This window comes from Neobacillus sp. WH10 (assembly GCF_030123405.1).
GTDB lineage: Bacteria > Bacillota > Bacilli > Bacillales > Cytobacillaceae > Neobacillus.
In genome coordinates, this window is the sequence record NZ_CP126110.1 from 5,123,659 (window position 1) to 5,137,723 (window position 14,065).

Annotated in this window: 14 protein-coding genes; 5 read left to right on the plus strand and 9 right to left on the minus strand. The window is 35.1% G+C overall.

Features of this window, described 5'->3' with window-relative positions; translation table 11 throughout:
- Positions 1-6 precede the first annotated feature (6 nt).
- Together QNH20_RS24705 and QNH20_RS24710 are read right to left on the minus strand one after the other, a co-directional pair.
- A complete protein-coding gene (locus tag QNH20_RS24705) occupies positions 7-1,380 on the minus strand; it encodes a UDP-glucose dehydrogenase family protein (RefSeq protein WP_283920570.1) in 1,374 nt (457 codons plus the stop codon).
- Between the two features lie 374 nt (positions 1,381-1,754).
- Entirely contained in the window at positions 1,755-1,955 is a 201-nt protein-coding gene (locus QNH20_RS24710) for a hypothetical protein (RefSeq protein WP_283920571.1), read from the minus strand.
- 415 nt (positions 1,956-2,370) lie between these two features.
- Between QNH20_RS24710 and QNH20_RS24715 the strand changes: the two genes are divergently transcribed.
- Positions 2,371-2,676 carry a hypothetical protein gene (locus tag QNH20_RS24715; RefSeq protein ID WP_283920572.1) on the plus strand — a complete coding sequence of 102 codons (306 nt, stop codon included), beginning with the start codon at positions 2,371-2,373 and terminating at the stop codon, positions 2,674-2,676.
- 566 nt (positions 2,677-3,242) lie between these two features.
- Here QNH20_RS24715 and QNH20_RS24720 read toward each other — a convergent pair.
- The 4 genes from QNH20_RS24720 to QNH20_RS24735 all read right to left on the minus strand — a co-directional run bounded on the left by QNH20_RS24720 (position 3,243) and on the right by QNH20_RS24735 (position 5,117).
- Complete coding sequence (locus tag QNH20_RS24720) at positions 3,243-3,701, minus strand: DUF2269 family protein (RefSeq protein ID WP_283923501.1); 459 nt, start codon at positions 3,699-3,701, stop codon at positions 3,243-3,245.
- Positions 3,701-4,276: an NAD(P)-dependent oxidoreductase gene (locus QNH20_RS24725; protein WP_283920573.1), complete on the minus strand. Its 576-nt coding sequence runs from the start codon at positions 4,274-4,276 to the stop codon at positions 3,701-3,703. Before QNH20_RS24725 ends, QNH20_RS24720 begins: the two co-directional genes overlap by 1 nt.
- The gene (locus QNH20_RS24730; protein WP_283920574.1) at positions 4,254-4,445 is read right to left on the minus strand and encodes an NAD(P)H-binding protein; all 192 of its coding nucleotides are present in this window, start codon (positions 4,443-4,445) and stop codon (positions 4,254-4,256) included. Before QNH20_RS24730 ends, QNH20_RS24725 begins: the two co-directional genes overlap by 23 nt.
- A gap of 339 nt (positions 4,446-4,784) precedes the next feature.
- Positions 4,785-5,117 carry a winged helix-turn-helix transcriptional regulator gene (locus tag QNH20_RS24735; protein ID WP_283920575.1) on the minus strand — a complete coding sequence of 111 codons (333 nt, stop codon included), beginning with the start codon at positions 5,115-5,117 and terminating at the stop codon, positions 4,785-4,787.
- A 641-nt stretch (positions 5,118-5,758) separates the two neighbouring features.
- Between QNH20_RS24735 and QNH20_RS24740 the strand changes: the two genes are divergently transcribed.
- The gene (locus QNH20_RS24740) at positions 5,759-6,289 is read left to right on the plus strand and encodes a cupin domain-containing protein (RefSeq protein ID WP_283920576.1); all 531 of its coding nucleotides are present in this window, start codon (positions 5,759-5,761) and stop codon (positions 6,287-6,289) included.
- Between the two features lie 185 nt (positions 6,290-6,474).
- Here QNH20_RS24740 and QNH20_RS24745 read toward each other — a convergent pair whose 3' ends face one another.
- On the minus strand, positions 6,475-7,290 hold the full coding sequence (locus QNH20_RS24745; RefSeq protein ID WP_283920577.1) for a DUF3888 domain-containing protein: 816 nt from the start codon (positions 7,288-7,290) through the stop codon (positions 6,475-6,477).
- Positions 7,291-7,581: 291 nt separating this feature from the next.
- Here QNH20_RS24745 and QNH20_RS24750 point away from each other — a divergent pair, with 291 nt between their 5' ends.
- Both QNH20_RS24750 and QNH20_RS24755 read left to right on the plus strand, forming a co-directional pair.
- Positions 7,582-7,947 carry a putative zinc-binding protein gene (locus QNH20_RS24750; RefSeq protein ID WP_283920578.1) on the plus strand — a complete coding sequence of 122 codons (366 nt, stop codon included), beginning with the start codon at positions 7,582-7,584 and terminating at the stop codon, positions 7,945-7,947.
- 308 nt (positions 7,948-8,255) lie between these two features.
- Entirely contained in the window at positions 8,256-8,654 is a 399-nt protein-coding gene (locus QNH20_RS24755; RefSeq protein WP_283920579.1) for a VOC family protein, read from the plus strand.
- 567 nt (positions 8,655-9,221) lie between these two features.
- On the opposite strand, the gene gshAB is transcribed toward QNH20_RS24755, so the two are convergent.
- Together gshAB and QNH20_RS24765 are read right to left on the minus strand one after the other, a co-directional pair.
- On the minus strand, positions 9,222-11,528 hold the full coding sequence (gene gshAB, locus QNH20_RS24760; RefSeq protein WP_283920580.1) for a bifunctional glutamate--cysteine ligase GshA/glutathione synthetase GshB: 2,307 nt from the start codon (positions 11,526-11,528) through the stop codon (positions 9,222-9,224).
- On the minus strand, positions 11,518-12,840 hold the full coding sequence (locus QNH20_RS24765; protein ID WP_283920581.1) for an MATE family efflux transporter: 1,323 nt from the start codon (positions 12,838-12,840) through the stop codon (positions 11,518-11,520). The genes gshAB and QNH20_RS24765 overlap by 11 nt, the downstream gene beginning before the upstream one ends.
- A 160-nt stretch (positions 12,841-13,000) precedes the next feature.
- Here QNH20_RS24765 and QNH20_RS24770 point away from each other — a divergent pair, with 160 nt between their 5' ends.
- On the plus strand, positions 13,001-13,453 hold the full coding sequence (locus tag QNH20_RS24770; RefSeq protein ID WP_283920582.1) for a MarR family winged helix-turn-helix transcriptional regulator: 453 nt from the start codon (positions 13,001-13,003) through the stop codon (positions 13,451-13,453).
- Positions 13,454-14,065 lie beyond the last annotated feature (612 nt).

Here is a 14,065-nt window from a genome sequence, read left to right on the forward strand (position 1 = left end):
TTGTTCTTATTGAGAAAGTCTACCTGTACCAATGCTTCTTCCAATGGAATGATACTCAACTCCAGCTTCCCTCATACCTTGCAACCCATAGATATTCCGTCCATCGTATACCAACGGAGTTCTCATCCATTTCTTATACTCATCTGGTTTCACAGCTTTAATTTCGTCCCACTCGGTAAAGATAAAGCAGACATTGGCACCGTCTAATGCATTTTTAACATCATCGACGTATGTGATACTTCCATTGCTAATCTTTCCTTCTGGATATCTCCGTTTAAAGTTATCCGCTCCAACCGGATCAAAGGCAAAAATATCTGCGCCATGATCCAATAATGATGGTACATTATCAAGTGATGGAGCTTCCCTTAAGTCATCAGTTCCAGGCTTGAATGTTAGACCTAGTACCGCTACTTTCAGGCCACTAAAGGTAATTAGCCTTTTACTTGCCTTCCTAAATAACATTGTCTTTTGTTCCGTATTTACATCAATGGCAGCCTTTACTGTTTTAAGCTCATATCCATGTTGTTCCGCAAGATACTTTAGTGCCTTAGTATCTTTTGGAAAGCAGCTCCCCCCATAACCAATCCCTGCATTTAAAAACTTACTTCCAATCCGCTCATCAAAGCTCATACCCAGAGTGACATCTTGAATATCAGCACCTACTAGTTCACAAAGATTAGCAATATCATTCATGTATGATATTTTAAGAGCGAGGAAATCATTAGAAGCATATTTAATCATCTCTGCTGATCTTCTAGTAACAGAAACAATTGGAATATTAAATGGCTCATAAATCTTCATAAGCATTTCTTCCGCCCATTTACTTTCAGTTCCAATAATAATCCTTGAAGCATGTAACGTATCTCGAACAGCCGTACCTTGTGCCAAGAATTCTGGGTTGGATGCAACTTCTACCCTTATTTCTTTACCGTCATTTCCGGTATATTTCTCACCGTCATGCGGAAGGAAGTCATATATAAACTGCTCCACCTTGTCATTTGTCCCAACTGGAACAGTCGACTTTACAACAATTAAGCAATCCTTTTCGATTGTTTCAGCTATTTGTCTTGCAGCTGTAGCAATATATGAAAGATTAGCTGAGCCATCAGGCTGTTCCGGTGTCCCTACACCTATGAAAATAGCGTCTGCTTCTTTGTAGGCTCGAGTATAATCTGTGGTATAGTTTATTCTCCCAGCAGCGAAATTCTTTTGCATGAGTTCCTCAAGGCCTGCCTCATAGATTGGGGAAATTCCTTGTTTCATCATACTTACTTTATTCTCGTCGATGTCAACACAGGTTACTTGATGCCCAACTTCTGCAAAACATACACCTGCCACCAAGCCGACATAACCAGTACCCGCCACTGCTATTTTATACATTTTCACGCTTCCTTTACTGGTGTTTAGTATGAACGAAATCAAAAAAATAGCTATCGCCTTCAATAACTCATATTAAAATTAAAGTATTTCAATGTCATAATACGGTACATCCTTTATTTTCGCTTGTACTATAGTAACATAATCTTTAAAGTTTTATTTAACAATAGACCCCCTGTTTCCATATGAGGAATAAATTTGTTCAGTTGTGAAATCAACTCAGTCAAACAACCTTCTCACGAACATTCGAAATACCTCGCAAGCAGAGGAACGGTTTTTATGTTTTAAAAATGAACCCTTCCAATATGTTCGGCCAAATCGGTCTCTGATAATAGATTTGCTTCCAGCCTTGAGCCATTACCCCATTGTAATCAAGATCATACGAGACCCCACCCTGCTTCAGTCAACTGTTGTAACCCTTTATCTGCTTTAGCGTATTGAATCAACACTTGATTTAGTGGTACAGCCGATCCAGACTCTTCCAGAACGGATGAAGGAGCGAACAAAAAAATAGAAACCAGCTTTAAGGTATCTCTAAGCTGGTTTCCTATCTCTTCTCTATCATATTCCTCGTTCAAACAAAATTCGACCATTCTACTCTATTGTCTGAATTCAGGCTCATTCAGACTGGGAAAGGCTAAAAACGCTTGACCTTGTCTGAATGCAGGGCTCATTCGGACAACTCAAGGCTAAAAACGCTTGATCCTGTCTGAATTCAGGGCTCATTCGGACAACTCAAGGCTAAAAAAGATTGATCCTGTCTGAATCCGGGGCTCATTCGGACAACTCAAGGCTAAAAAAAATTGATCCTGTCTGAATTCAGGGCTCATTCGGACAACTCAAGGCTAAAAAAGATTGATCCTGTCTGAATCCGGGGCTCATTCGGACAACTCAAGGCTAAAAAAGTTTGATCCTGTCTGAATACTGGGCTCATTTCGGACAATAAGAATGTTCGCGAATAATATCTCAAAAGGGGAAATATGGGGTGGTTTTTTGAAAAAATTAATTGGGATTGTAGTAATATTAGGAGTTATTTTTATATTGTTACATTCAACACCGAAAGTGGCATTAAGGTTTCATATATTATTTATGGGTTATCCAAAAGAAGCTCTAATAACAGACATAAGTGGTAATAAAATCGATAATAGAATCGATAAGAAAAAATTGGCTACGTTAAATGCAAAAACATACACTTTAACAAAACCACCATTTGAAAAAGATACTGAAACAGAGTTAGACACTTTCCTTGTGCAGAAGGTTGGATTTTTATATTTTGCAGAATATTATTCACTTTTATAAACATCCTTCTTAACGGGTTGCAAGAGTTGAAGTTCGAGGCTGACATTTAGACAGCTTTTCTTATTGTGCTAACGTGGCAGTTTAGTGAAAGAAGGAAATGAGTTATTTTTGCTAGAAATATATATAGAAATTATAATTCTTTCCAGCTAAAGATCGGGGAATAGTTTTTTTCAAAAGTAGGGGTTGAAGAAGAAAAGTTGAAAGAAGTTCTTATTTCAGTTGAGGAAATTGCTAAGCCACTGAACCTGTTTTGAACAATCCTTTTCAAAACAGGTTCATTTAATTTAACGTGAAATGTGGATTTGCGGGGTGCTTTTAATCAATTTTTATTTTAAAGCAACATTGATAATAACTCGCCTAAAACAGATTTTATTGGGAAACTGCGAATTTCTATAATTCTCCCTTCAAGGTTGGCCCCCATAATATCACCTCTTTACCATGGAGATGGTTTGTGATCTGTCGAGAAGGGATAAATTTGAAAAAATGGATCCCTTTCATAATCATAGATCCCCGGATTCTGATGCGTTAGTGGTTAAAATGTGGTCAAGTCACTCCCGTCAGCTTCTTTAAAATGGCTTAACGACCATAAGCACCAATATGGCAATCATCAGCAGTTGTGCCGCCGTCTCGATTGGTACGATCTTTTTCATCAACAGTCCGAACTCGGCGGGTATTTCATTACCCTGGTCTTGACTTTCAGATACGATTTTTATGATCTTCTTCATACGTGGCTCGATGAATCCGTCGATCATGACGACAATGAGCAACGATAAAAGGAAGGATACATTCAGCCACATTTGAGATAACCCCATCTTGGTTATGATCATAAGCCAAACCCCGGTTATAATAAGTACGGCTCCGCCAATTTTAGGTATTATGGCAAGCTTGGTCGTTATACCAAAAGCAAAGCGCAGCTGACCGACGGATCTAGCGGATCTTCGAATGATGGGCATCACGAAAGCTGGACCAATTAAGGCGATCGAAGCCAATATATGCAAAACGAGCAGTAATCCAAACAAACCGATTATCTCCCTTCTCCTCGGTGCACCAGAATATCGCTCTGATAGGCAAGACCGACCCTTTTTCTTTTAAACGATCCCCCGAGCTCTATATGGTCCAGCATACATTTCGCGACATCGTCATAAGCAACATCTAGCTCTTGAAGTCGGCTGAACAAGTGACGGGCTATATCTGCCTCGGAATATTCCTTGATCATCTCCGGAATCGGAATGGGCAAGGTTTCCGTTGTTACATGCAGATGAACAGGATCTGGATGCTCTATCGAATCAATCATTGTTCCCGGACACATAATGGACCAATCGAGTTGAGTCTGCTGTAGCCGTTCGATATTCCGGTTGTGATTTTTATACTCAGGCGGGAAGCCGGGTAAATTGTTGCCGATAAGATCGGTATATGGAATACCCAACAGACCGGCTCCTCCCATTATCCATACCCGCCCAGAGAAACTAGGTTGGAATTCACATTGGGTTATAATGTTATCGACGATACGAACAAACTCTTCTCCCTGGCCCGCATGGCCGGCTGCAATAATAGCGGCGTCTTGATGCGCGAGAGCCTCACCGACGCTGACCGGGTCCATAATATCCGTCCACGATCACCTTCACAGGCTGTGCGGAATGCTCAGCTAATTGATCATAAAGCTTCTCAGAATTTCGCACAAATGCGGTCATTTCATGCCCCATTTTTATCCCTTGCGCCAACACTCTTTTTCCTGTATTCCCCGTCGCTCCAAAAACAATAATTTTCATTGTTTTTTCCTCCTCTTAAAAGGCTCCTAATATTTGGTTAACTCAAGCTTAGCATCGTTTAAATATTATGTTAAGAACCCACTTTAAAGTAAGGTACTTACTTTAAAGTAAGCATGACAGAATGGGATGACTAAATTGTTCACGCAGAGTTCGGAAGGACAGGAAATTTCTAAAGACATATTGGCGACAATCCTACACTATCAGGAGTTTTATTTACTCAAACCCGAAAATTAATTCATAACAGGAGTGCCGACTGTAGGTAAACAAAAGCTGCCCGGTATCTCGTGGCAGCTTTTGTTTGAGTTGATTGAATTAGTGTACAAGTTTATTGAACCAGCTTTAAGACGCTGATTCTTTATATTTCCGCTTATTATGATTTTCTCCCCAAGCACACATGACTTCTGCTACAGGGATCAATGTTTTGCCGTATTCACTAAGGGAATATTCTACTTTTGGAGGGATGGTAGGGTAGATTGTTCTATCGACTATGCATTCTCGTTCCAAATCACGGAGATGTTGTGAAAGCATTTTTTGTGAAACATCAGGTATAAGCTTTTCCAGATCGTTGAATCGCTTATTGGATTCAATCAAATGCCATAAAATCAATGGCTTCCATTTGCCACCTAAAACATGAATGAGTGTCTCAACTGGACATTCACGCTGATGAATCATTGATAAATCCTCCCCTTGCTTTTAAGTAAGTGCATTATCTGAAGTAAACACTTAACAAAATTTTACAAGAGATTATACAACCAAGTCAATCAAATGAAACTAAAAAGGATAAAAAAGGATTGTAGAAGTAGCTTTGAGGAACAAATATAGATCTGGGCTTTTACGATTACCGAAATTAGTTCATGGTAGAAAAAAGATGGATGTCCATCTTTTTTTGTAAGCTTAGCCTGAAGCACACACGTGTTTTAGGCTACTCGTGTTGTATCGTATAAAATGCATAAAAATAGACCTACCCTGCGTTGCTGAGAAGATCTACAAGCGTTTGATTAAAATTTGTTTTTACAGGATTTTTTTCTTTAACTATAGGGGCAGCATTCCTGTAATAAATGAAATTAGTTCTAAAGTTTGTGAAAAAATGCACTTAAGCTAACGGGTGCAAGAGTTGAAGATCCAGCTGCCATTTTGGCGGCTTTTCTTATTGGACTAACTGGCAGTTTAGTTGATGATTGTATTTAACCTTTTTTCAATAGTTCCATTAAATTGACCAACTGTTTTGGGCTAAGTTCGCCCTGCACATAAGTACATTCCCATAAAATAGTGCATACGATAATTTGTATAAATCTGTGAAGGGATTGAATAAGATGTACTATACCCCTTGGATGTATCAATACCCATATCAACCTTATGTTTATTGTGCTAATGTCCCAATGAATAATAATTATATAAGACAGCATGATTACTGGAATATTTATGATGACGCAAGAAATAAGGTAAAAGATTATGGGCGGAAACCATTTGTAGTCAATATTAATGAGGCTGCGAAGCATAACAATACCTATCGTACAGCTTTGTGGACAGGAAATCATTTGCAAGTTACATTGATGAGTCTTAATGTTGGTGAAGACATCGGTTTAGAAATTCACCCTAACGTTGACCAATTCTTACGGATTGAACAAGGTCAAGGGGTTGTGCAAATGGGCAAGAGAAAAGATAATTTAAACTTTGTTCAAAAAGTTTATGATGATTTTGCCATTATGATACCTGCTGGCACCTGGCATAATGTAACCAATACAGGTAATACCCCTTTAAAACTTTATTCTATATATGCTCCTCCACAACATCCATCTGGTACGGTTCATTTAACTAAAGCACAGGCTTTAGCGGCGGAATAATAGAAATCAAATAAATACTTTTTTATGAACGGAGGCTCCTTGGTCATCTTAAAATTGATTACGGATGGGATGGGAAAAAATATTTTGCTAAGTCAATTTCATTTAAACAGGCTGAGCCTGAACAATAATGAACTCACCATTTGTGGGGAGTTCATTATTGTATGCAATATAGCAATAACTTGAGTTTACTTTCTTTTTGGTTTAATTAAGTTTTGCAAATGTGGAGGAAGCTCATATGATTCGAGATGTTCAAAATTCTTTAACTTAACTTGACCGGGTATCGTTGGTGCTATCTCAAATGTTAATCTGTCCTTTCCTACTGGGTTATGAGCTCCAACTACCGGTGTTGTTTCTAGTGTGATTAAAAAATGAAACCTACGGAATCCACCGATTCTTTCTACATTTACGATTTCGACTTGGTAAGGATAGACCGATGGTGAATGAGTTAAATAGGCATAGTAATAATTGTTAACAGCTTTTTCTATTTCTGGACCCAGTAAAATCATTAATATATCATTGATCAACAATTCTTTCGAGTCTTTGGGAGGCTCTGTACTTTCATATTTCCACCCTGCCAGGAGCCAATCAAAAAGCTCAACTGATCTCAATCGTTCTTTTTGATTATTTCGGGTATAAATGACATCGCTATCTGCCAACGTGCAAGTTTTTGTTTGGTTTAGATCAAGGCAGTTATATACAGGTTCTATTAATGCAACATTGCCGTTTTTCATTTTTATTTTTAATACGGCGATTGGTGGTTTTTCATTAACTATTTCTGTTGCTTCTTTTACAGGATTTGCAGTGTTAATCCATTCAACAACCTTCCTGATAACGGGCTCTTCATAACCATCGGTTTCTTTAAAAACACGTGATCCTCCAGATAAGCGGTTTATTTGAATAGAAGCAACATCCTCTGATTTTATTGGAACATTTGCCTTTGCTAATTGAACCGGAAGAAAAAATCCAGAAAAGACCAGTATTAATATAACTAACTTGTTCATTAATTTTTCACCACCATTGCACTCTCTCTATTACCTTTTATTATTTTTCCTCAATTGAAAAGCTTTATAATTTCCATTCTTATGTAATAAAGTGTAAGAAAAAAAGCAACTTTGTAGCAAAGCTGCCATACTTAGGGTTGATTACTAATTTTAATTATCAGAAAAGTGATATTATTCACTGAATTAAAAAAACAAATAAATTAAAATGAGATTTAGTTATTCAGCTAAGGTTGTTTCACTAAAAACACATATTCTACTAAATCCAAAGACGTAATAGGGGAGGATAGAACTGTGAAAAAAACTGATTTACCTATTGTATATTCATGCTCTGGATGTTCATCAGCTGCGCAAACTGCTAACATGATTGCTATAAAAATGGATCGCGAAAAACTAGCTGAAATGTCCTGTATTGCTGGTGTTGGTGGTGATGTCAAACCACTTGTAAGAACAGCAAAATCAGGAAGAGATATCATTGCAATTGATGGTTGTCCCTTATGCTGTTGCAAAAGTTCTTTAGCTAGACATGAAGTTCAACCCAAACATCATTTTATACTTTCTGACTTTGATGTACCAAAGATAAATGGTGAAGACCCTGACCCTAACCTTTATATAAGTACTTACAAACGTATTTTGGAACTCACTAATAATTATTCTTAATCGTTGATTTTATTTCTAAACAACATAATTGGGCCAAGAGAGAACAGCTTCTAGAGAAGTATTTGTTTTATTTTCTAAATATTCTAATTTATTAAATGGTGTTATTTCATTTAGGCAGTGCATAATAATAATCGCAGTTTTAGACATTGCCCTTATTAATGTATCTCTTTTTCTTTTTCAAATGCAAACTTGTGAAGTAACTTAAACTAACGGTTGATGACTAAGCTGCCGAAGTTGCTTTACTTTAAGAAGGAATGCTTTTTTTATTTTCAATTTCATTAAAATGATAAATAATTAAGGGGATTATATTGACTATTTCAAATGAAGAAAGAATTATCATGATTATCTATGTGCAAGATCAAGAAAAGAGTAAGCAATTTTATAAACAATTACTAGGTTTAAAACCATATTTAGATGTACCTGGTATGACTGAGTTTCAATTAAATAATAATTCTACGTTAGGAATCATGCCTGAAGATGGAATAGTGAGGCTATTAGCTGGAAAAATTCAAAATCCTAAGGAGGCAAGAGGAATCCCACGGAGTGAGATATATATTTATGTAAATGATCCTGATACATATTTAAGAAACCTAGTTGAATTGGGTGGCATGGAAATTAGTAAAGGTGAAATACGTAATTGGGGAGATTATGTAGCTTACGGCTCAGATATTGATGGACATATAATTGCTTTTGCAAGGAGAACCTAAACCGAGATTTAGTGGACTAATTTTTGGAAGTGGACTAATTTGGAATTTTAGTAAATGACTTTTTTACAAAGTCGTTCATCTTGTTTATTACAGTTATTACAATAAGTAAAGAACTTTCGTTTGATTGTTAAAATTTGAAAGGTTGATTGGGAATGGATTTACAGGAGAGTTAGTAAAGGTCTTTTTTTTCAAAAGACAGATATTTGTTTTATCCAAAAAAGTCCTTTACATTAAAAAAATGTTTTTACCCAAAATAAACTATTCAAAAATTTATCAAAAGAAAAACTGTTCCTTAAGGAGCAGTTTTTCTACGTTTTGTTCAAAAAATATAAAATCGAGTAAATATTTTACACCGATTGCAAGTGACATTTAAGGAGATATAAATGAAGGATATTTTCCACAGCCCTATAAGGGTGAATTTATATATTGGGTTGAAAATAAAACAACCTTGTCCGATGGTTTTTGAAGGACAGGGTTGTTTTTTACTACTAAGATGGGGATTTTGTTAGATTATAAAAAAGGAACGACCTCGATCAAAATGTACATTTTTATTTTTTATATAAATAATTATTCTTTTTCAATTAATTCTACAAGCTCAAGGATTTTCATTGCTACATTTCTTTCTGTTCCTTTGAAAGGATAAGAATGTATATGGATTGCAGGATTAAAATTCAATTCGATGATTGCGTAAGAGGAGTGTTCATCGTCTAAATCTTCGATCATCATATCCACTCCACAAATTTTTGCTCCCACTGCTTGTGATGCTTTAACTGCAATTTGTTTAAATACATCTGGTATTTGATCTGTTACATCTATACTGTCCCCACCAGTTGAGATGTTTGAATTCTCACGTAAATATTGTAATTTACCTTCAGGAAGCACTGTATTGATTGTAAGGCCTTCTTGTTGCAAGAAGAGTTTCATGTTTTCATCTATTTCAATCTTCTCTAACGGAGTTTTGTAACCTTTACCTCTTAATGGATCTACGTTTTTTTTGCTTATTAGTTGTTGAATCGTAGCTATTCCATCTCCAGTAACATTGGCAGGGACTCTATGCAAGACAGCGACTGTTTCATCTCCAATTACCATAAAGCGATATTCTTTTCCTTTAATAAAAGGTTCAATAAGGATAGTGGAATCTTCACTAAAAGCGATTTCTAAACCTTTGATAAAATCTTCTTCATTTGTTCCATTAGGAAAGATTGATATGCCCAAACCAAAATTCGTTGATTTAGGTTTTATCACGAGTGGAACACCTATCCAATTGCTCAGCGATTCCTTTGCAGAATTAATATCAAAAAATTCTTCGCCTTCAGGAACGACTATGTTATTTCTCATGAGTATTTGCTTAGTCACACTTTTATTTTCCATAATCAATACAGTGACATACTGATCTTTACTCGTTTTGGTTGCTTGTTTAATGTATTGTGTATTTTGCCCTTTGGTTAATTCGATAAAATTATCTTTTCGATCTAGAACCTTGAAATGAATACCTCTTTTAATACTTTCTTTCAAAAGTATTTGAGTGGAAAGTTCCATATCCGTATAAGGTTTTAACTTGAAACGTTCTGAGAAAGCTTCTTTTTTGTGTTTTTCAGCTAGTTCCAAATGAGCTTTTATATATCCTTTTTCTTTGCACAGGCCAGCAAGACGATAAGAATAAGTTTTTTGATAGTTAATCATCAATTCCTCTTTTTCTTTGAGAAGATTATAAAAAGGCAGCCCATACTGTTGATTCATTTCTAGAAGATCATGTAAAATGCGAATACCCCAACTTTGTAATGAAATTGTTGAGCCATTTCGAATGAGACTTAATTGCAGATTTTGTCCTTCAATCGCTACTTTTTTGCAGTTTAGTTCACTCTCAAGTTGCCAGTTATTATACAATGTTTCTTCTTTTTCGAGGCAATATAATAAAAATAGATGAATAAAATTCAAATCCTCAATAGATAATCCACTCTTTACAAAAGGATTAATATCGATAGTGCGAATCTCTAAATATTCAATACCATTGTTAAGTAAATTTTCAGCTGAGTATGGAGTTCCTTTACTTTTTAAGCGTATTTGTGAATATAGCTCTCTTATATCTTTAATCACACCTTTATCGATATAGGAAGTAATGGAATGCACATATTGATCAATGGAAGAATAATCGAGCGTAATGAATTCCTTGTTTTGGTAACCACAGATACTATTTCTGTATGAGATTGCTTTTTCATTAGAGTAGGTTTCCTCTGATATTTCTTGAAGTGTTTCTACACACTGTTGCTCATATGTTTTATGAATGGAATTAGCAGCACCAAGAAAATAGACTAAGAGCCAATGGTGACGTAAATAGTTACGTGTAAGTTTTAAATATAGTTCTTGTTTAAAATCATGTAGTGACGTTTGCTTTTTAGTTTTGCTATATAAAGTGTGTATCAATTTTTCACCTAATGAGAAATTGATATGGATACCTGAGATTAGTTGTTTTTTTCCTCCGTATTTTTGTTCTAAATACTCACGATAACGTTCATCTTTTCCTTGATTAGAGAAAGTAGCGATTGGTATATCTTGATTTTCTGGTGTAACAGCAGGCATAGATTGTGGCCAAATAAACTCATTATCTAGCTCCAATGCGGCTATATTATACAAAGAATCTAAAAAATCAATGGTATCCCTTGTAGTATGAAATACGGGCGTGACAAGCTCTAATTGACTTTCCGAAAAATCCGTAGTGATATAGGGATTTTCTTTTTTATCGCCGAAAACTTTGGGGTGTGGAGTTAAAGAAAGCATGCCACTTTCAGTAACACGTAATCCCTCTCTTTCAATCCCGAAGTTAGCATCTAATATTTGCTTATTTGAAAGGTTAGAAAACAGACTAAATTTCATGTTGGTATTTCCTCCTATATATAACGTTAAATATAACGATCGACAATATGCCTTTTATGAAAGAAGATATCGCGATACTCCACCAAATTCCGTTTAATCCGAAAATAGGAATAAGGAGTAGTGCTAAAGGTATTCGCATAAGGGTAAATACAATGGAAATAGCTGATGGGATTTTAGGCAAACCTATGCCCGTGTAAACCCCATTGCAGATAATCTCCATAGCCATAAATATTTGAGATAAGCCTATAATTTTTAAATATGATGATGTAATAGCGATAGTCTCTGTATCGTTTGTAAATAGTTGAGCTAATTGCTCAGATAAGAAGAAAAAGATTACGCTAGTGAGAAGGGCATATAAAATGCCTAAAAGTAAACTTACACGATAACCTTTTAGTATTCTAAGATATTTTTTTGCTCCGAAATTTTGACCGATAAAGCTACCTACTGCACCATTTAAGCTACCCATTACAATAAAAGTAACAGATTCAATTTGAAGACCAATTTTTTGTGCAGCAACTGCATCTGTTCCGTAAGAAGCAATATATTTAGCTAAAATAATGTTTATTACGGTGAAAAGCACTCGTTGTGTTGACATTGGAATACCCAGTTTTATTATTTCTAATGCCTTATGGTAACTTAATAGAATAATGTTCTTTTGAAATAATACATTTCTGGCGAGATATACAAATAAAATAAACATAAGTACTTGTGCTATTAACGTGGCAATGGCGGCTCCAATTACTCCCCATTCCAATGTATAGATGAAAATTGGATCAAGAATGATATTGAGTAAAAGCCCAAAAGCACTGATATAGAAGCTCTGTTTATTGTTTCCGAAACTGCTAAACATTCGAATGAAGAATGTGTTGAAATAAGAAAAAAGCAGCATAAATCCAGATACAGCTAAGAATTGATAGGCATTGGATTGAACGGTATCATTCTGTAAGTTCAAAAAGTCTAAAAGTTGGTTTCCGAAGAATAAGAATCCAAATATCGTTATAATTCCTATGAGAAAGTTCAAAAGTAGGGAAATCCCGATATACGAGGTACTTTCTATATCATTTTTACTTCCCATTGCATGAGCAATTTTTATACCTCCACCAACAACTATCATTGCTTGAATCGAATATCCTAAGTTAATAAAAAAACTTGCAGATCCCACCGATGCGATAGCATCAGGCCCAAGTCCGCCAACAAAGAGCATATCAATAAAGTTATACAAGAATTGGAGTAAGGAACTTCCTATTAACGGAATAGATAGAAGGGAGATAACTGAAAGTTCTTTCCCAGAAGTCAAATCAATTTTTCTCATGTGTATTCCCCTAACCATGAAATATAAAAAAGAATTTATATAATTAATTACTTATATTATAGAGGATTACTTGCAAATTGCAAGTAATTGTTTTATATTCAAAATAATAATTGTAACTTATAAGGGTTTTACAACGTACTAAGATAAGAGGTGATATGTAGTGGAACAAAATTTACGAGAACTTTTCCAAGTCTTTAGTCGACGTTTTGGCTTTTTAAATAAAGATTGCTGTCAGGCATGTGGTCACAATATTTCTCTTGTACAGAGTCATATTCTATATGAGGTTGAACATCAGAACCATCCTTCCATGCAACAAGTGGCGGAAAGATTAGGCACAGATATTACAACTTTTAGCAGACAGGTACAATCTTTAATTAAAATAAATTTAATTTCTAAAACACCTGATCCAAAGGATCGAAGAATTTCCATTTTATCACTTACAGAGGAAGGGAAAGAAGTAGCAGAAAACATTAATCAACAAATGAATCAGTATTTAGATGATGTTTTCTCTAATATGAGTAAAGAAGAGAAAGAGATGGTTGTTCGTTCTATTCAGTTACTAAATAAAAGTATGCAAAAAACAAGTAAATGTTGTACTACCCCATTAGGATAATATAATGTTGGTTAATATTTGCACAAGTATTTGAGGGGGATTGGCGTGAATAATAAAATAATAAGCGAGTCCCCTACACATACACTAAACTGTATTACTTGGTCTGATTTGAAGAGTCAATTGGAATAGAGACTACTTTAAATTCAATTGACTTATGAAATATATAAATTGTAAAAAATGGCACTCAAAGAGGGTGATTATTCAATTAGAGATAATAGTTTTATTAAGCTACTTTGTGAACAATTACACTTAACCTATAAGGGTGCTTTAGTTGAACATAGGATTACTTCAGCTAAAATTCGGAAACATAGTTAACGACTTTTTTATAATGTACCCAGTTTGTTTTATTACAATTATTACATTGAGTAAACAACTTTTATTAATTAGATAAAAACTTAGATATTATCGTAGTCGGGGTTTACATTTGTTGTAAAAAACGACTTTTTTTCAAACAACAGATATTATTATTGTTGAAAAAAATCGTTTACTTGATAAAAAAGTAATTTACTGATGTCCTCTATTTTTTCAATAGGGGGCATTTTTATTTTGTATCTTAATTCTTTGTGTTATTCAGCAATCTATCCAGGGAGAATCCTGAGATTGTGAAGTTTT

What these genes read in the sequence shown, in the direction of transcription:
- QNH20_RS24705 (WP_283920570.1), bottom strand. Translation starts at nt 1,380, where the DNA reads ATGTATAAAATAGCAGTGGCGGGTACTGGTTATGTCGGCTTGGTGGCA.
- QNH20_RS24745 (WP_283920577.1), bottom strand. Translation starts at nt 7,290, where the DNA reads ATGAACAAGTTAGTTATATTAATACTGGTCTTTTCTGGATTTTTTCTT.
- gshAB (WP_283920580.1), bottom strand. Translation starts at nt 11,528, where the DNA reads ATGAAATTTAGTCTGTTTTCTAACCTTTCAAATAAGCAAATATTAGAT.
- QNH20_RS24740 (WP_283920576.1), top strand. Translation starts at nt 5,759, where the DNA reads ATGTACTATACCCCTTGGATGTATCAATACCCATATCAACCTTATGTT.
- QNH20_RS24765 (WP_283920581.1), bottom strand. Translation starts at nt 12,840, where the DNA reads ATGAGAAAAATTGATTTGACTTCTGGGAAAGAACTTTCAGTTATCTCC.
- QNH20_RS24735 (WP_283920575.1), bottom strand. Translation starts at nt 5,117, where the DNA reads ATGATTCATCAGCGTGAATGTCCAGTTGAGACACTCATTCATGTTTTA.
- QNH20_RS24725 (WP_283920573.1), bottom strand. Translation starts at nt 4,276, where the DNA reads ATGGACCCGGTCAGCGTCGGTGAGGCTCTCGCGCATCAAGACGCCGCT.
- QNH20_RS24730 (WP_283920574.1), bottom strand. Translation starts at nt 4,445, where the DNA reads ATGAAAATTATTGTTTTTGGAGCGACGGGGAATACAGGAAAAAGAGTG.